Below are 16816 nucleotides of genomic sequence, written 5' to 3' on the forward strand. Positions count from 1 at the left end.
CGTCGGGGCAGGGGAGGGATCGAGATGCGGGGATTCGGACGGGGAGCCGGACGCGGCACGGGTGCGGCGCGCGGCGCGCGCGGTACGCAGGCGCAGGCGGCGGTGCAGCCGGGCCCGGTGGCCTCCGCGGCTGCCTCCGGGCCGCTGGGCCCCGACCCCGAGCAGGTCCGCTCGGTGATCGACGCGCTGGCCGCCACCGGATTCCCGCGCGACGAGGCGGCACCCCTGCTGGGCCTGCTGCGCGAGGCCGTGCCCGGGCCGGACGCCGCCCGCGACGCGGCCGCCGACGTGCTGGCCGCGCTGCCCGCCGCGCTGCTCGTCGAGCTGGATGCCCTGGCCCGCCCCGCGGACGCCGTCGGCACGCTCGGCACCCTCAAGGAGCGCCGCGCGCTGCTCCGCACCTCCGGAGCCCACCCCGCGGTCGCGGCCCTGCTGTCCCTGGACGAGAACGGCGGCCTGCGCGAAGAGGCCGTGGTCCGGCTGGCCTCGATGCCCGGGCCGGTCCCCGCCGCGATGCTGGCGCTGCGCACCGACGACTGGGCCGGCCAGGTCCGGCACCGGGCCCGCGTCGCGCTGATGTGGCGGCTGGACCCGGACGAGGCGGCCGTGGTGGTGCCGATGCTGGACCTGCGCCGCGGCCGGGCCCGCGCCGAGGGCATCCTCGACGTCTACCGCGACGCGTACCGCGCCGAGCACCTGCCCACCCGGCGCCACGGGCACGCCCGCGACCTGGCCGCTTCGCGCACCCCGCAGCTCCGCCGCTTCGGCCACGAACTCGCACGCGGCCTGGGCATCGCCGACGAGAAGGCGCTGCTGCGGATCGCCCTGAAGGACCCGGACCACTCGTGCCGGGCCGCGGCCGGGCACGAATTGCTTCGCCGGGCCCGCGGGCGGCATCGCGACCGCACGGCGCTGGCCCTGCTCAAGGTCGCCGACCCGATGGTCCGGGAGCGCGCGGTGGAGGCGCTGCCGCCCTGCAGCGACCCCTTCCCGCTGGCCGGCGCACTCGCCGACCGCTCGCCGAACGTCCGCGCGGCGGCCCGCCGCCGCCTGGTCGCGGGCGGCACGGACCCGGCGGGCGCGTACCGCTCACTCCTCGAACTGCCGCCCTCGGCAGGACTGGTGCCCGGACTGCTGATCGGCCTGGGGGAGTGCGGCGGCGAGGAAGACCTGGCCGAACTGCACGAGCGCTTCGACGCCGAGCACCAGGCCCAGCGCCGCGCCGCCCGCGCCGGCGCCGTACTCCTCACCCGCGCCTGGCTGCCTGCGCAGGGCGACGGGCGGTACGGCACGCGCTGACGCGCAGGCCGCGGCGCCGGGTTCAGGCGCCGGACTGGCAGTCCGGGCAGAGGCCGCGGTAGGTGATCTCGACCCCGGAGATCGCGAAGCCGAAGCGGTCGTCCTCCGGCAGGGTGCCGTCGCCTGCCCCGGCCGGGACGTCCCGGATGGTGAGGCAGCGGGTGCACACCAGGTGGTGGTGCGCCTTGCGGGCGTTGGGGTCGTAGCGCTTGGCGCGGCCGTCGGTGGTGACCTCGATGACCTCGCCGAGGGCCACGAGCTCGCCGAGCGTGTTGTAGACGGTGGCCCGGCTGATCTCGGGCAGCAGGCGGCCCGCGCGGGCGTGCACTTCGTCCGCGGTCAGGTGCACGTGCTCGCCGTTCAGGACCTCGGCGACGACGCGGCGCTGCGCGGTGAGCCGCCAGCCGCGGTCGCGGAGCCGTTCCAGGAGGTCGCTCATGCCGTTGAGACTACACCTCACCCAGATTTAGACCTAGTCCAAATTCAGAACTAGACAAGTTCTAAGTTCGGACCTAGGTTGGTGATCGTTCGCAGGCCGGGACGGCCGATGTCCCGGGGTCCGAAGGGGAGAACGAACCATGTCCGACACCACCTCGCGCGCCGTCCTCACCACCGAGTCGGGCGCCCCGGTCGCCGACAACCAGAACAGCGCCACGGCAGGCCCGGGCGGGCCGCTGCTCATCCAGGACCAGTACCTGTTCGAGAAGCTCGCGCGGTTCAACCGGGAGCGCATCCCGGAGCGCGTGGTGCATGCCCGCGGGTCCGGCGCGTACGGCTCCTTCGAGGTGACCGCCGACGTGAGCCGCTACACCAAGGCCCACTTCCTGGCCGAACCCGGGCGCCGCACCGAGGTGTTCGCGCGCTTCTCGACGGTGGCCGGCAACCTGGGCGCGGCGGACGCGGTGCGCGACCCGCGCGGCTTCGCGCTGAAGTTCTACACCGAGCAGGGCAACTACGACCTGGTCGGCAACAACACCCCGGTGTTCTTCATCAAGGACCCGAGCAAGTTCCCGGACTTCATCCACACCCAGAAGCGCGACCCGTACACCGGCATCCAGGAAGCCGACAACGTCTGGGACTTCTGGTCCCTGTCGCCCGAGGTCACCCACCAGGTGACGTGGCTCTTCGGGGACCGCGGCATCCCGGCCTCGTACCGGCACATGGACGGCTTCTCCTCGCACACCTACCAGTGGGTCAACGCCCAGGGCGAGGCGTTCTGGGTGAAGTACCACTTCAAGACCGACCAGGGCATCCGCAACCTGAGCGCCGACGAGGCCGCCGCCATCGCGGGCGTCGACCCCGACTCGCACCAGCGCGACCTGCGCGAGGCGATCGACGCCGGGCGCTTCCCGTCCTGGACGCTCAAGGTGCAGGTCATGCCGGTGGCCGAGGCGGCGCAGTACCGCTTCAACCCGTTCGACCTCACCAAGGTGTGGCCGCACGAGGACTACCCGCTGATCGAGGTCGGCCGGCTCACGCTGGACCGCAACCCGGAGAACGTCTTCGCCGAGGTCGAGCAGTCGGCCTTCAGCCCCGCGAACTTCGTGCCGGGCATCGGTCCTTCGCCCGACAAGATGCTCCAGGGCCGGCTCTTCGCGTACGCCGACGCACACCGCTACCGCCTGGGTGTGAACCACACGCAGCTCGCGGTCAACGCCCCGCACGCCACCACGGCCAGCAACCACGGCCGCGACGGCGCCATGGCGTCGAACGCCGGCGGCCGCGCGAAGAACTACGAGCCGAACAGCTTCGGCGGCCCGTACGAGACCGGCGAGCCGCTCTGGGCCCCGACCGAGGTGTCCGGCCCGACCGGGACGCACGCCGCGGCCGTGCACGCCGAGGACAACGACTTCGTGCAGGCCGGCAACCTCTACCGGCTCATGTCCGAGGACGAGAAGGAGCGCCTGGTGGCGGGCCTCGCGGGCGGTCTCGCGCAGGTGACGCGCGACGACATCGTCGAGCGCGCGCTGGGCAACTTCCGGGCCGCGGACGCGGATTACGGCGCCCGCCTGGAGGCCGCGGTCAAGGCTCTGCGCAACGGCTGATCCGGTGCCCGGCCCCTGGGGGCCGGCTCGCCAGAACCGTCCGGTCGGGTGCGGGGGCGCGCCCGGCCGGACGTACCACCCGGTGCCCGGCCGAGCCGCCCTGCGCGGCCCGGCCGGGCACCTTGGTCATCCCACCAGTTCGGCCGCCGACTCCCTGGCCAGGCGGGCCTGTTCCTGCAGCGTGCAGCGCACGATGTCGCGCACCGAGATGATGCCCGCGACGTCCCCGCGGTCCAGCACCACGAGGTGCCGGAAGTTCCCGCGGTTCATCGCGACGGCTGCGTCGGCGAGGCTCCAGTGCGGAGTGGCGAACACGACGTTCGCGGTCAGATGGTCCCCGGCGATCTCCTGGTCCGGGTCTTGGTCGGCACCGAGCGAGAGCAGGATGTCCCGCTCGGTGAGGATGCCGATCCCGCTGGTATCGGGATCGATGACGACGGCGGCACCGATCTGCCGGGCGGCCATGAGCCGGGCAGCGGCGCGCAGTGTGTGGGTCGGGCCGATGGTCAGGACGACCGTGCTCATGCCGTCGCGGACGAGCATGACGCACCACCTCCGATGGGGGTCGGGCCGGTAGTCGCGGGGCCGCGGCGGCACTTGAGAAGCAATTCACAAGTGCACAAGCGGTCCCATGCTCATAGTCACACGGCCCTCGCGGCAAACGAAAGCTTTGTCGGGATTTACCGAGAATTTCTTGCTTTCCGGAGGAAGTGCGAGCGCGGCCGGGCCGACCGGTCGCGGAAACCGACCGGTCGGCGGCGCGCGGCGGGCCCGCGCCGGATCAGAAGCGCTGGTTGAGGTACCCGAGCAGGTCTTCGTGCAGCAGCCCGTTGGACGCGGCGGCGTGGCCCTCGGCGGCGCTCGGCACGCCGTCCAGCGAGGTGAACTGCCCGCCCGCCTCGGTCACGATCACCGAAAGCGCGGCCAGGTCCCACAGGTTGACCTCGGGCTCCGCGCAGATGTCCACCGCGCCCTCGGCGACCAGCATGTACGACCAGAAGTCGCCGTACGCCCGGCTGCGCCACACCGCGCGCGTCAGGTCCAGCATGCCGTCGAGCGCGCCGCGGTCCTCCCAGCCGCCCAGGCTGGAGTAGGCGAACGAGGCGTCCTCGATGCGCGCGACCTTCGAGACGTGCAGCCGGGACGCCTGCGACAGGCTGCGGCCGGTGAACGCGCCGGCGCCCTTCGAGGCCCACCAGCGGCGGCCCAGCGCGGGCGCGGAGACCAGGCCGACGACGACCTCGTCGCCGTCCATGAGGGCGATCAGGGTGGCCCAGACCGGCACGCCGCGCACGAAGTTCTTGGTGCCGTCGATCGGGTCGATGACCCAGCGGCGCGGCCCGTGCCCGGTGGGGCCGTACTCCTCGCCCAGCACCGCGTCGCGCGGCCGGGCGCGGCCCAGCTGGCCCCGGATGAGCTCCTCGGCGGCCTTGTCGGCATCGCTCACGGGCGTCATGTCCGGCTTCGTCTCGATCTTCAGGTCGAGCGCCTTGAACCGGTCGAGGGTGGTCGCGTCGGCGGCGTCCGCGAGGACGTGGGCGAGGCGCAGGTCGTCGTCGTAGCCGGGCATGGCGCGAACACTAGTCGTTCCGGGGGTCGCGGTGCCACGCGGGATCGGCGGCGCGACGGGGTCGCGGGCCCGGCGTTCATGATTCCCTTTCGCGCGCTCCGGGGCGCCTCGTACGCTTCGTCGTGCACAGGGGCGGCGCCGGCGCGCCGCGGGAGGCATCCCGCGCTGCCGGCGGTCCGTTCGGACGGACACGACCACCGGCAGGTGGAGGGGTTGCGGGGGCCGAAATGGCACTGTTCGGCGTCGGGCGCGGCAAGGCGCGCGACAAGCAGGCGGTCCCGGGACCCGCGGTGCTCGCACCGCGGCGGAGCCTGGACGGCTGGACCCTGGAAGGCACACCGCTCGCGGCCCGCTTCGGCCGCGACGAGCTGCGCGAGCTGGCCACGCTCATGCACGGCGTGAGCGCCGGCATGGACACGCCGTGGACCTACGAGCGGGCCGCGGACATGCTCGAGGAGAACGGCGAACGCCCGCAGGCGCTGGCGGTGTTGGACGCCTACTTCCTGCTGCCCGACCGCATACGCGAGGCGAACTCCGTCCAGACCCGCACCCTCGGCCGCCGCCGCCACCGCCTCCGCAAGCGCCTCGGGGCTCCGCCCCCCGCCACCGCCGACACCCCAGCCCTCGCCGAGCTCGCCGGCCCCCACACGCCCGCGCTCCCCGCCGCCCCGGCACCCACACCGCTCCCGGCCGGCCGCGAACCCCTGGCCCTCCCCGCAGCCCCGCCTGCGCCCCCGGCACCCCCGGCCTTGGTCATCCCACCCAAGCCCACCGCCCCACCCCCGCTCCCGCCAAAGACGACCGAGGACGCTGGAGACACCGAGGACTGACCCGCGGCGCCGCGAGGAATGGCCTGCGGCGAGCTCGCGCCGTAGGTGACCGGCCGCGCCCGCCGGTGGGCGGATGGCACGCGCGGCGGGGGCGTCCTACACGTCGGAGCCCAGCACCTCGGCCAACGTGTCGATCCGCACGCGCAGCGCGGCGTCGACGGCCCCGGAGACGATCACCTCGACCAGCTCGCCGTCGTGGCCCACGTTCGCGACGCGGACCCGAAGTGTCGTGAGCGAGCTTTCGATTGTGTGGGTGTCCCAGGTGCCGACTTCATCCTCAGCAGAGCTCGACACGTGGGCGGCGGCCTCCCAGTCGGTCTCGTCCACGTCGTCGCTGCTACCGCCGGCGTAGCCGGCGAGCAGGCGCAGGAACCGTCCGAGGTTGCGCCGCAACACCCGGCAGCCGAGGTCGTAGTCCGGCGGCGCGGTGTCCGAAGGTCCCGGGCGCAGGGCTCCGCTGACGGGGTGCGGGTCGTCCAGCAGGCTCATGCGCAGGCGCACCGAAAGGTCGAGCCACTGGCACGCGGCCTCGGGGCGGTACGCCGCATAGGGCAGCCGGCGCACGCGCTTGCGGCCGGTTTCGTCCGCCCGGTACGGCTCCTCGAACGCGCGATGCCAACTGTCGATGGCGGGGGTGAAGCGCTCCCGGGCGCTCGCCGGGTCGGTGCCGAGGTAGCGCGCGATGTCCTCCCATGAACTACCGCGCTCGTGCTCGAAGATCACCGCACGTGCGAGCAGCTGTCCGGCGGCCTCCAGCACGGACGCAGCCTCGCTCGCCCGTCCGCCCGGCCCGGTCTGGTCGTCGAAGCGCGTCACCGCGAGGGCCGTGGCCGCCTCCGCGAGGCCGTGGCTCGCGCTGCTCATGACCAGGCGGGCCAGGGCCGCGCGCGTGAATGCGCTGCGCTCGGCGTCGTGCGGAGTCGACTGCGTCAAGACCTGGTGCTCCCTCGGATCGTGGCCCCGTGTACGGGATCGCTGCGCCACTGTGGCGGCCAATGGGCTTGGCGTCCAACGGTTTTGGTGGGGTGGGGTGCTTCGGGGCGGGCTCTTGACGGTGTGCGGGTGCTGGGTGATGCTGCTTTTACACGGGGGCTGTTCGTGTAAAGCCTCCTACGTCGGCCGGCTGCCCGAGGGAGTGCACCGTTGTCCGTACGCGAAGCGCTGCTCGATGCTGCCCGGGATGCCGCGGTGGCCGGTCTGTGGGCCACTACGCGCATGGCCGATGTGGCCGCGGCCGCCGGGGTTTCCCGGCAGACGCTCTACAACGAATTCGGCAGCAAGGAAGCGCTTGCCGAGGCGCTGACCCGGCGTGAGGCCGACCGGTTCCTGGCCGGGACGGCCGAGGCGTGCCGGAACTCGCCCGGGGACGCCGGGGACTGCGTACGGGCCTCGACCGTATGGGCGCTGACCGAGGCCCGGCAGAACCTGCTGGTCAAGGCCGCGCTGACCGACGAGGCGGCCGGGCTGCTGCCGACCCTGACCACGCGGTCCGCCGGGCTGCTCGTGCTGTTCCGGGACGCCGCCGCGGCGGTGATCCTCGAACGCTGGCCGCATCTGGACTCCGACGAGGTGGCGTGGGTGGCCGAGTTGGCCGTCCGGCTCACCGTCTCGCACCTGGTGGTCCCCACCGAGGCGGTCGAGGTGACCGCCGACCACATCGCGCTCATGGTCAGACGGCTGCTCGCGCCCGCCGCCTGACCATCCGCCCCGTACCGGCCCCGCACTGCCGCACCGCCCGAACCTCCGCCCTCCGAAGGAGTTCGCACGTGTCGACGCATGAGCTGTACGCCCTCCCGGCCGACATGACGGTCTGGGAAGTCCCCGCCACCGGCGCCGCCCGCTTCAACTGGGAGTACGACGACGGCCGCGACCGCCTCCTCGCGCTCTACGCCAAGGGCAAGGACAAGCAGTGGGACGCGGCCCGCCGCATCGACTGGGACCTCCCGGTCGACCCCGTCAAGCCGCTCGGCCTCCCCGAGGAGACCCACGCGCTGTACGGCACACCCAGCTGGAACAAGATGTCCCAGAAGGAGCGCGACGAACTGGGCCGGCACAGCACGGCCTGGCAGTTCAGCCAGTTCCTGCACGGCGAGCAGGGCGCGCTCATCTGCAGTGCGCGGATCGCCGAGTCCGTGCCCGATCTGGACGCCAAGTTCTACGCCGCGACCCAGGTCATGGACGAGGCCCGGCACGCCGAGACGTACGCGCGCTTCCTCAAGGAGAAGGTCGGGCTCTACTACCCGATCAACCCGCAGCTGAAGGAACTCCTCGACGACACCCTGTCGGACTCCCGCTGGGACATGCCCTACCTCGGCATGCAGGTGCTCATCGAGGGCCTCGCCCTGGCCGCGTTCGGCATGCTGCGCGACCTGACCCCGGTCGAACTGCCCAAGCAGATCCTCGCGTACGTCATGCAGGACGAGGCCCGGCACGTCGCCTTCGGCCGCCTCGCGCTGCGCGACTACTACCGCGAGCTGAGCGACGCGGAGCTGGCCGAACGCGAGGAATTCGTCGTGCACGGCTGCTACTTGATGCGCGACCGGCTCCGCGGCGAGGAGGTCTGGCAGAACTTCGAGATCGACAAGAGGGAAGCCACCGAGGCCACCGCGAACTCCGAGTACCTGCGCGCCTTCCGCAAGCTGCTGTTCAGCCGCATCGCGCCGACCATCAAGGACGTCGGCCTGTGGGGACCCAAGGTGCGCGCTGCGTTCGAGGACATGGGCGTCCTGGACATGGCCGGCACCGACGTCGAGGTCATGATGCGCCAGGACGAGGACATCGCCGAGAACATCGACCGCGAACGCCGGTTCGCGGCCGAGGAGGCCGCCCGTGCGGCCGAGGTGGACGCGATGGTGAAGCTCGGCGCCGACACGTGACGGGTACGCGGGCCGGGCGGCGGCCTGCCGCCGGTGCCGGGGTTAGATTCGGGGCATGAGCGATCTTATGCCGGGCTCGGCAGCCCTCCCGAGGCCTCCCGCGCCCGCGTTCGTCTTCGACCTCGACGGGACCCTCGTCGACAGCGTCTACCAGCACGTCGTGTCGTGGCAGGAAGCGCTGGCCGAGGCCGGGATCCCGCTCGCCACCTGGCGGATCCACCGCAAGATCGGGATGAGCGGCGGACTGTTCGTCAAGGGCGTCCAGCGCGAGACCGGCATCGCGCTCGACGCCGAGCAGGTCGAGCGGCTGCAGGACGCGCACGGCCGGCACTACGCGGCCCGGGTCGCCGAGGTGCAGCCGCTGCCCGGCGCCCCCGAACTCCTGCGCCACCTCACCGCCGTCGGCATCAAGTGGACGATCGCGACCAGCGGCCGCCGGACCGGCGCCGAGCCGATGCTCGCCAAGCTCGGCGCCCCCGCCGACCTGCCGATGGTCACGCGCGACGAAGTGGCCCGCGCCAAGCCCGACCCCGACCTGTTCCTGGCCGGGGCCGCCAAGCTCGGCGTCGACCCGAGCAACGTCGTGGTGGTCGGCGACAGCATCTGGGACCTGCTCGCCGCGCGGCGCGCCGGCTCGCTCGGCGTCGGGCTGCTGTCCGGCGGCTACGGCCAGGACGAACTCGAACGCGCGCACGCCTTCCGGGTGTACGAAGAGCCCGGCGACCTGCTCACGCACATCGACGAACTGGGTGTACGGGGCGCCTGACGCCGCGGGGCCGCGGCGCCGCGGGTCACGACGGCTGACGCGGCGCCTCGGTCACCCCGAACGGCCCGTAGTTCACCCGCACCGAACCGTTGTCGGACGAGACGTCGAGGAGGAAGTTCGACGCCGCGCTGTCCTTGATGCCCGAGGTGTTCTTGGAGCCGTTGTCGGTGTCGACCTTCAGCTTGTAGACGCGGTCGCCCTGCGGCAGCGTGAGGCGCGCGCTGCCGTTGTCGGACGAGGCCTTCACCCAGGACGGCTCGTTGTTCAGGGTGATCTTGAGGCTGCCGTTGTCCGACGAGGCCTCGATGCGGTCCGCCCACGTGCGGTCCACGTTGATCGAGCCGTTGTCGCTGTCCATCTTCAGGTTGCCGACCGAATCGCGGACGGTGATGGACCCGTTGTCGCTGGTCAGGTTGAGGTCCTTGTGCATGCCCTCGGCCCGGATCGCCCCGTTGTTGTTGCGCACCGTGACCACCTTCACGGCAGCCGGCACCGTCACCGTGTAGTTGCCGTCGCAGTTCACCGAGAAGAACATCGGGCAGTTGGTGTCCAGCTTCAGCTTGTCGCCGGCCATCGACCACTTCGGCTTGGCGCCGCGGATGGCGTGCGTGGTGGTGCGGTCCACATTGACCACGCCCGGCTCGCCCGGCACCAGCTTCACACCGCCGCCGTCGCTCTCGATGACCAGCGTGTCGGCGGTGAGCGTGAACTGCGTGTGCGCCTTGTCGTCGTGCGCGGACAGGAGCACGATCCCGGTGAACGCGGCCGAGCCGATCGCGCCGGCGAGCACCACACCGCCGACGGTGAACAGGGCGACGCGCGACGGGCTGGGCATGGTGGCTCCTGAGGTCGGTGCGGGGGACGCGGCTTGATCCGGTGCGACGAGCCTATGAGCAGCCCCCGGGCGGGCGGCATGCGGCACTCTCCCGGATACGGGGTAGGGACAACCCCCCTACGCCGGGCCGCCTTCGTCCCGCCGTCCCGCCGCCTGGCCGCCGGCTGCGCCGACCGGCCGCAGCGGCTTCGGCCGCTTGTTCGGGACGCGTCGAACCGGGGAAGTCTCCGGCACGTGCAGAACGTGCCGGGGGAGTGGCCCGGTCGTCCGCCCGGAGGTCTCGACGGCCTCGAAGGTCTCTAAGGAGTGTCCGCGCATGTTCGACACAGTGTTCGGTCTGCCCGTACACGTCCTGATCCTGCACGCCGCCGTCATCGGCGTCCCGGTCGCCGCGCTGGCCACCGCGGCGGTCGCGGTACGGCCCGTCTGGCTGCCCAAGTTCGGCTGGTGGGTGGTGGGCCTGGACGCGGTGATCCTGCTGGTCGTGTTCGTGACCCGCGAGAGCGGACAGGAGTTCGCCGAGCGCTTGTTCCCGGACCCGGCGAGCCGCTCCCCGCAGCTGCGCACCCACATCGCCCGCGGCGAGGACATGCTCTGGTACGCGATCGCGCTGTTCGTCGTGGCACTCGCGCTCGTCTTCGTGGCCCGCCAGCGGGACCGCGGCGACATGTTCCGCCCCGGCGGCAACTTCCCGGCGTTCCTGGTCCCGACCGTCGCCGTGCTGGCCGTGGCGGCCGCGGTCCTGGCCACCATCCAGGTGATCCGGGTGGGCCATTCGGGTTCTTCCGCGGTGTGGGAAGACGTCGTCAAGTCCACCGACTCCGCGGCGGCGAGCACCCGCTGAGTACCCGCTGAGCACCCGCTGAGCAGACGACGGCCGCGGGCCGGCCGGGGGCCGGCTCCGGTCAGTCGCCCTCGGCCTGCTCGCGGGTGGCCAGCAGGCGCCGCAGCGACGTGAGGCGGGCCGGGTCGGCGTGCCCCGCGGCGACCCATGCGTCCAGCGCGCAGTCCGGCTCGTCGTGCGAGCAGGCGCGCGGGCAGTCGGCCGTGCCCGGCTCCAGATCCGGGAACGCGCCGATGATGCGGCCCAGGTCGACGTGGTTGAGGCCGAACGAGCGCACGCCCGGGGTGTCCACCACCCAGCCCGACTCGCGGTCCTCGCCGTAGTGCGGCAGCCGCAGGGTCAGTGCGGACGTCGTGGTGTGCCGGCCGCGCCCGGTCACCTCGTTGACGTGGCCGGTGGCCCGCTGCCGGTCCGGCACCAGCGCGTTGACCAGGGTCGTCTTGCCGACCCCGGAGTGGCCCACGAACACCGTGGTCTGCCCGGCGAGATGCGCGCGGATCGGGTCGAGGTCCCAGTCGTCGTACGCATCGCCGCCGCGGGTGACCACGTACGGCACGCCGAGCGCGCCGTACAGCTCGAGCAGCGACTCGGGGCCCTTCAGGTCGGCCTTGGTGAGCACCAGCAGCGGCTCCAGGCCCGCGTCGTACGCGGCGACCAGGCAGCGGTCGATGAGCCGCGGCCGCGGCTCGGGGTCGGCCAGCGCGGTGACGATGGCCAGCTGGTCGGCGTTCGCCACGATGATGCGCTCGAACGGGTCGTCGTCGTCCGCGGTACGCCGCAGCACCGACTCGCGCGGCTCGACCCGGACGATGCGGGCCAGCGCCCCCCGGTCGCCGCTCACGTCGCCGACGATCGCCACCCGGTCGCCCACCACCACGCCCTTGCGGCCCAGCTCGCGGGCCTTCATCGCGGTGACCTCGTGCTCGCGCTTGGTGTCCTCGTCGACCAGGCACGTGTAGCGGCCGCGGTCCACGGTCAGCACCCGGCCCGACTCGGCGTCCTCGTGCTTGGGCCGGATCCGGGTCCGCGGGCGCGAACCGCGCCGGGAGGGGCGGATCCGGACGTCGTCCTCGTCGAAGTCGGTGCGGCGCGTGGAGCGGGCGTTCGCCATGACCCGTCAGCTCGCCGGCCTGGCGGAGCCCAGGAGCCCGGCCCACAACCCGGGGAAGTCCGGCAGCGTCTTGCCGGTCGTCGCGATGTTCTCCACCTGCACACCCGGCACCACCAGGCCGATCACCGCCGCGGCGGTGGCGATGCGGTGGTCGTCGTAGGTTTGGAACTCGCCGCCGTGCAGCGGGCGCGGGCGGATCTCCAGGCCGTCGGCGGTGTCCGAGACGTCGCCGCCCAGCGCGTTGATCTCCTTGGCCAGCGCGGCCAGCCGGTCCGTCTCGTGCAGGCGCAGGTGGGCGATGCCGGACAGCGAGCTGGGCGAGTCCGCCAGCGCCGCGACCGCGGCGATGACCGGGGTCAGCTCGCCGACATCGTGCAGGTCCGCATCGATGCCGTGCACCGTGCCGGTCCCGGTGAACGCCAGGCCCTCGTCGGTGAATTCGCACGAACCGCCCATGCGCGTGAACAGGTCGCGCAGCCAGTCGCCGGGCTGCGTGGTCTCGCGCGGCCAGTCCCGGATGGTCACGGTGCCGCCGACGACCAGCGCGGCGGCCATGAACGGCGCGGCGTTGGACAGGTCCGGCTCGACGACCATGTCGCGGGCCGCCAGTGGGCCGGGCGCGACGCGCCACACGTCCGGCTCGGAGTCGTCGACCTCGGCCCCCGCGGCGCGCAGCATCGCGACGGTCATCTCGATGTGCGGCATGGACGGCACCGAGGTGCCCACGTGCCGGACCTCGACGCCCTCCGCGAAGCGCGGCCCGGACAGCAGCAGCGCGCTGACGAACTGCGAGGACGACGACGCGTCGATCTCCACGATCCCGCCGCGCAGGCCGCCCTTGCCGCGGACGGTCATCGGCAGCCGCCCGGTGCCCTGGTCGTCGATGTCCGCGCCCAGGTCGCGCAGCCCGAGGATGACGCCGTCCAGCGGACGTTCGTACGCCCGCGGGTCGCCCTCGAAGCGGACCTCGCCCTCGGCCAGCGCGGCCACCGGCGGCAGGAAGCGCATCACCGTGCCGGCGTTGCCGACGTCGACGTGCGCGGGACCGCGCAGTTGCGCGGGTACCACGTGCAGGTCGCCCTCGGGGGTCTCCTCGATGCCGACGCCCATCGCGCGCAGCCCGGCCGTCATCAGCGCGCTGTCCCGGCTGACCAGCGGACGCCGCACATAGCCCGGGCCGTCCGCGAGCGCCGCGAGCACGAGGGCGCGGTTGGTGACCGACTTGGAGCCGGGCAGCGCGACGACGGCGTCCACGGGAGCGGACGCGACAGGGGCGGGCCAGAGCGGAGACGTCATGCCCCACAGCCTATCCGGGGGGCCGCGGCCCACCTGCGGGTATTTGGCCCGGGCTAGCCCGGACGTGCGACGGATGTGTGAGGGTGGATCTCATGTGCGGTCGCTACGCCTCAAGCCGGCAGCCCGACGATCTGATCGAGCTGTTCGAGATCGAGAAGTTCACAGCGTCGGAACCGGAGCAGTTGCTGCCCCCGGACTGGAACATCGCGCCCACCAAGCAGGTGTACGCGGTGCTCGAACGCGCGGCCGAGCGCGAGGGGCCGCCGGTCCGGCAGCTGCGCACGCTGCGCTGGGGCCTCGTGCCGTCCTGGGCGAAGTCGCCCGAGACCGGCGCCAAGATGATCAACGCGCGGTCCGAGACCGTGTCCGAGAAGCCCGCGTACCGCAAGGCCTTCTCCACGCGGCGCTGCATCCTGCCCGCCGACGGCTACTACGAGTGGTACACCCCCGAGACGGCCCCCGACGGGCCGAAGGGCAAGGTCCGCAAGCAGCCGTTCTGGATCCACGCCGCGGACGGCTCGCCGCTGGCCTTCGCGGGCCTGTACGAGTGGTGGCGGGACCGGACCCGCCCCGACGACGACCCGCTCGCGTGGCTGTGGACCTGCACGATCATCACCACCGACGCCGAGCCGGACCTCGCCAGGATCCACCCGCGGATGCCCCTGGTGCTGCCCCCGGACCGCTGGGACGCCTGGCTGGACCCGCGCCTGAGCCACAGCGACGACGCCCGCGAACTCCTCGCCCCGCCGCCGCCCGGGCACATGGCCGCGTACCCGGTGTCGGTCGAGGTCAACAGCGTCCGCAACAACAGCCCGCACCTGACCGACCCGCTGCCGCCCGAGGACGTGCTGAGCCCCGACGCCACTCTCTTCTGACGCCGACCCCGACACGGGGGAGCCCGACGGGTCCTGCCCCGTCGTCGCGCCGCCGCCCCGGACGGGCCACGCCTCCACCCGCGCTGCGTGCCTGATGACCCGCTCCCTGCCCCCGCTGTGCCTGGCTGCCGGTCTCGCCTCGTCGTCTGCCCGCCACGCCTTGCGGCGCGCGGCCGGCGGCCCCGGTTCTCGTGCCCGCTTCCGGCTCTCTCGTCAGGCCCGGCACGGGGCCGGGCGGCCGCGGAGTGCGGCGTGGCGGGTGGCGGGCGGGGAGGCGGTGCGGCCAGGATGCGGCGGTGACCAGCGCCAAGGCGAAGAACCCCGAGACCGTGCTCGTCCCCACGCCCTTGGGCGATGCGCGGGCGACCGTGCACGCTGCCCGTGAGCCGCGCGGCTGGCTGGTGACCAGCCACGGTGCGGGCGGCGGGATCGAGGCGCGGGACCTGGTCGCGCTGGCGGCCGCGCTGCCGCCGCTCGGGGTCACCGTCGCGCTCGTGGAGCAGCCGTGGCGAGTCGCGGGCAAGAAGCTCGCGCCCGCCCCCAAGCGCCTCGACGAAGGCTGGATCCCGGTGGTCGAGGCGCTCGGCAAGCGCATGGCCGGGCTGCCGTTCGCCGCCTCCGGGCGCAGCGCCGGAGCCCGGGTGGCCTGCCGCACAGCGGCCGCGACGGGGGCGGCCGGGGTGGTCGCGCTGGCCTTCCCGCTGCATCCGCCGGGCAAGCCGGAGTCCTCGCGCGCCGCGGAACTCCTCGGCGCCGGCGTGCCGACCCTGGTCGTGCAGGGCGGCAACGACCCGTTCGGCGGACCGGACGAATTCCCGGAGCTGCCCGCCGACTGCACCCTCGTGCCGGTGCCGCACGGCGACCACGGCTTCGCGGTGGCCAAACGCGCGCCGGTGTCGCAGGACGAGGCGATCGCGGTCGTGACCGAGGCCGCCGGCGACTGGCTGACCTCGCTGTTCGCCTGATCCCCGGGAGTCGAACGCACGTGCCGGGGGCGGCCGGGCCGGGGAATGATCCCGCGCGGAGCCGCGTTGTGGCCGGTACATCTTCGACCCGCGGAGGCGCTCCATGCTCACTGCCACGTCATCGGTCGGCCGTTCCGAGGCCGCCCCCGACGCATCTGTGCTGCAGTGGCCGGAGTGGGTGCCGGGCGGTGATCGTCCGCGACCGATATCGTCGACGTCGAGCGGGTCCGTCAGGATCCGCGAAGATCATCAGGTCGAGGAGGTGGGTCCGGTCGCGGAGACAGAGACCCTGGAGCAGCGGGATGCGCGGTTCGAACGCGACGCGCTGCCGTTTTTGGACCAGCTGTATTCGGCCGCGCTGCGCATGACGCGCAACCCCGCGGACGCCGAGGACCTGGTCCAGGAGACGTTCGCCAAGGCGTACGGGTCGTTCCACCAGTTCCGCGAGGGCACCAACCTGAAGGCCTGGCTCTACCGGATCCTCACCAACACGTTCATCAACAGCTACCGCAAGAAGCAGCGGGAGCCGCAGCAGAGCGCCACCGAGGAGATCGAGGACTGGCAGCTGGCGCGCGCCGAGTCGCACATGTCGACCGGGCTGCGCTCGGCCGAGGCGCAGGCGCTCGACCGGCTGCCGGACTCCGACGTCAAGGAGGCCCTGCAGGCGATCCCCGAGGAGTTCCGCATCGCGGTGTACCTCGCGGACGTCGAGGGATTCCCGTACAAGGAGATCGCGGACATCATGGGTACCCCCATCGGTACGGTGATGTCCCGGCTCCACCGCGGACGCCGCCAGTTGCGGACCCTGCTGGAGGACTACGCCCGTGAGCGCGGGCTGGTCCCGGCGGGTTCGGATCGGAAGGATTCGGTCTCATGAGCTGCGGCGATCACCACGAAGTCGACTGCTCGCAAATTCTCGACCGGCTCTACGAGTACATCGACAACGAGCTGGCGGATGCGGACTGCGGCGACATTCGCACCCACCTCGACGAATGTTCTCCCTGCCTGGAGAAGTACGGCCTCGAACAGCACGTGAAGGCGCTCGTGCAGCGCTGCTGCGGCTGCGACGACGTGCCCGTCGACCTGCGCAGCAAGGTGCTGGCCCGGATCCGCGAGGTGAAGGTGCAGGTCGAGACGGACGGCTCCGGCACGCATGTGCGGGTCGAAGAGGTCACCGTCGAGCAGGTCGCGGTCGAGCGCCCCGGCGCATAGCGGCGTTCTCCGGACGGCTTTTCGGCTCCGGCGTTTCCGGCAGTGCCGATTCCCGATGACGCGGTGCATGGCGACGATGCATTGCGGCTGGAAGTCGGCAGAGAGTCGGCAGGAGTTGCGGCAGAGGGGCACGCGCGGGGCGCGTGATACGGCGAATGGCCTATTGCGCGCCCCCCGTTCGGGTTAATCCGGCGGCGCTGGACGGAGTAAAACGGACAGAAGGCGCTCAGCGCCCTTAGCCCGTCCTATCCTCGGTTGGCGGTTCAATTCGCGACCGGAGCCGAGGAGGCAG

General features: G+C 72.7%; 18 protein-coding genes. 11 read left to right on the plus strand and 7 right to left on the minus strand.

Annotation, left to right across the window (positions count from 1 at the left end):
• Positions 1 to 24 precede the first annotated feature (24 nt).
• On the plus strand, positions 25 to 1299 hold the full coding sequence (locus LZ495_RS22205; protein WP_235054539.1) for a hypothetical protein: 1275 nt from the start codon (positions 25 to 27) through the stop codon (positions 1297 to 1299).
• A gap of 22 nt (positions 1300 to 1321) precedes the next feature.
• On the opposite strand, the gene LZ495_RS22210 is transcribed toward LZ495_RS22205, so the two are convergent.
• Positions 1322 to 1738 carry a Fur family transcriptional regulator gene (locus LZ495_RS22210; RefSeq protein ID WP_235054540.1) on the minus strand — a complete coding sequence of 139 codons (417 nt, stop codon included), beginning with the start codon at positions 1736 to 1738 and terminating at the stop codon, positions 1322 to 1324.
• A 139-nt stretch (positions 1739 to 1877) separates the two neighbouring features.
• On the opposite strand from LZ495_RS22210, the gene LZ495_RS22215 reads away from it, so the two are divergent.
• Positions 1878 to 3344, plus strand: a complete 1467-nt coding sequence (locus LZ495_RS22215) for a catalase (protein ID WP_235054541.1) — start codon at positions 1878 to 1880, stop codon at positions 3342 to 3344.
• A gap of 126 nt (positions 3345 to 3470) precedes the next feature.
• Here LZ495_RS22215 and LZ495_RS22220 read toward each other — a convergent pair whose 3' ends face one another.
• Together LZ495_RS22220 and hisN are read right to left on the minus strand one after the other, a co-directional pair.
• On the minus strand, positions 3471 to 3887 hold the full coding sequence (locus tag LZ495_RS22220) for a CBS domain-containing protein (protein WP_235054542.1): 417 nt from the start codon (positions 3885 to 3887) through the stop codon (positions 3471 to 3473).
• Between the two features lie 238 nt (positions 3888 to 4125).
• Entirely contained in the window at positions 4126 to 4914 is a 789-nt protein-coding gene (gene hisN / locus LZ495_RS22225) for a histidinol-phosphatase (RefSeq protein ID WP_235054544.1), read from the minus strand.
• A 227-nt stretch (positions 4915 to 5141) separates the two neighbouring features.
• Here hisN and LZ495_RS22230 point away from each other — a divergent pair, with 227 nt between their 5' ends.
• Positions 5142 to 5744 carry a hypothetical protein gene (locus LZ495_RS22230; RefSeq protein WP_235054648.1) on the plus strand — a complete coding sequence of 201 codons (603 nt, stop codon included), beginning with the start codon at positions 5142 to 5144 and terminating at the stop codon, positions 5742 to 5744.
• A 96-nt stretch (positions 5745 to 5840) separates the two neighbouring features.
• Here the strand turns inward: LZ495_RS22230 and LZ495_RS22235 are convergent, their stop codons facing one another.
• Positions 5841 to 6677, minus strand: a complete 837-nt coding sequence (locus LZ495_RS22235; protein ID WP_235054546.1) for a hypothetical protein — start codon at positions 6675 to 6677, stop codon at positions 5841 to 5843.
• A gap of 210 nt (positions 6678 to 6887) precedes the next feature.
• Between LZ495_RS22235 and LZ495_RS22240 the strand changes: the two genes are divergently transcribed.
• The 3 genes from LZ495_RS22240 (at position 6888) to LZ495_RS22250 (ending at position 9386) form a co-directional block, all read left to right on the plus strand.
• Complete coding sequence (locus tag LZ495_RS22240; protein ID WP_235054548.1) at positions 6888 to 7442, plus strand: TetR/AcrR family transcriptional regulator; 555 nt, start codon at positions 6888 to 6890, stop codon at positions 7440 to 7442.
• A 68-nt stretch (positions 7443 to 7510) separates the two neighbouring features.
• Complete coding sequence (locus LZ495_RS22245) at positions 7511 to 8620, plus strand: ferritin-like domain-containing protein (RefSeq protein WP_235054550.1); 1110 nt, start codon at positions 7511 to 7513, stop codon at positions 8618 to 8620.
• Positions 8621 to 8675: 55 nt separating this feature from the next.
• A complete protein-coding gene (locus LZ495_RS22250) occupies positions 8676 to 9386 on the plus strand; it encodes an HAD family hydrolase (protein WP_235054551.1) in 711 nt (236 codons plus the stop codon).
• A gap of 25 nt (positions 9387 to 9411) precedes the next feature.
• Here LZ495_RS22250 and LZ495_RS22255 read toward each other — a convergent pair whose 3' ends face one another.
• Positions 9412 to 10221 (minus strand): DUF4097 family beta strand repeat-containing protein, encoded by an 810-nt coding sequence (locus LZ495_RS22255; RefSeq protein WP_235054553.1) that lies wholly within the window; start codon positions 10219 to 10221, stop codon positions 9412 to 9414.
• 316 nt (positions 10222 to 10537) lie between these two features.
• On the opposite strand from LZ495_RS22255, the gene LZ495_RS22260 reads away from it, so the two are divergent.
• Positions 10538 to 11065, plus strand: a complete 528-nt coding sequence (locus tag LZ495_RS22260) for a DUF2231 domain-containing protein (protein WP_235054555.1) — start codon at positions 10538 to 10540, stop codon at positions 11063 to 11065.
• A 61-nt stretch (positions 11066 to 11126) separates the two neighbouring features.
• Here the strand turns inward: LZ495_RS22260 and rsgA are convergent, their stop codons facing one another.
• Together rsgA and aroA are read right to left on the minus strand one after the other, a co-directional pair.
• Positions 11127 to 12176 (minus strand): ribosome small subunit-dependent GTPase A, encoded by a 1050-nt coding sequence (gene rsgA / locus LZ495_RS22265; protein ID WP_235054556.1) that lies wholly within the window; start codon positions 12174 to 12176, stop codon positions 11127 to 11129.
• A 6-nt stretch (positions 12177 to 12182) separates the two neighbouring features.
• Positions 12183 to 13472: a 3-phosphoshikimate 1-carboxyvinyltransferase gene (aroA, locus tag LZ495_RS22270; protein ID WP_235054557.1), complete on the minus strand. Its 1290-nt coding sequence runs from the start codon at positions 13470 to 13472 to the stop codon at positions 12183 to 12185.
• A gap of 92 nt (positions 13473 to 13564) precedes the next feature.
• Between aroA and LZ495_RS22275 the strand changes: the two genes are divergently transcribed.
• From LZ495_RS22275 to rsrA, 4 genes are all read left to right on the plus strand, one after another.
• A complete protein-coding gene (locus tag LZ495_RS22275; RefSeq protein ID WP_235054558.1) occupies positions 13565 to 14347 on the plus strand; it encodes an SOS response-associated peptidase in 783 nt (260 codons plus the stop codon).
• A 296-nt stretch (positions 14348 to 14643) separates the two neighbouring features.
• On the plus strand, positions 14644 to 15312 hold the full coding sequence (locus LZ495_RS22280) for an alpha/beta hydrolase family protein (RefSeq protein WP_235054560.1): 669 nt from the start codon (positions 14644 to 14646) through the stop codon (positions 15310 to 15312).
• A 103-nt stretch (positions 15313 to 15415) separates the two neighbouring features.
• A complete protein-coding gene (locus LZ495_RS22285) occupies positions 15416 to 16189 on the plus strand; it encodes a sigma-70 family RNA polymerase sigma factor (RefSeq protein ID WP_235054562.1) in 774 nt (257 codons plus the stop codon).
• Positions 16186 to 16524, plus strand: coding sequence for a mycothiol system anti-sigma-R factor (gene rsrA, locus LZ495_RS22290; protein ID WP_235054563.1), 339 nt, complete (start codon positions 16186 to 16188; stop codon positions 16522 to 16524). Before LZ495_RS22285 ends, rsrA begins: the two co-directional genes overlap by 4 nt.
• The last annotated feature ends 292 nt before the right edge of the window (positions 16525 to 16816 follow it).

The sequence above is a fragment of the Yinghuangia soli genome, assembly GCF_021502675.1.
GTDB classification, from domain to species: domain Bacteria; phylum Actinomycetota; class Actinomycetes; order Streptomycetales; family Streptomycetaceae; genus Yinghuangia; species Yinghuangia soli.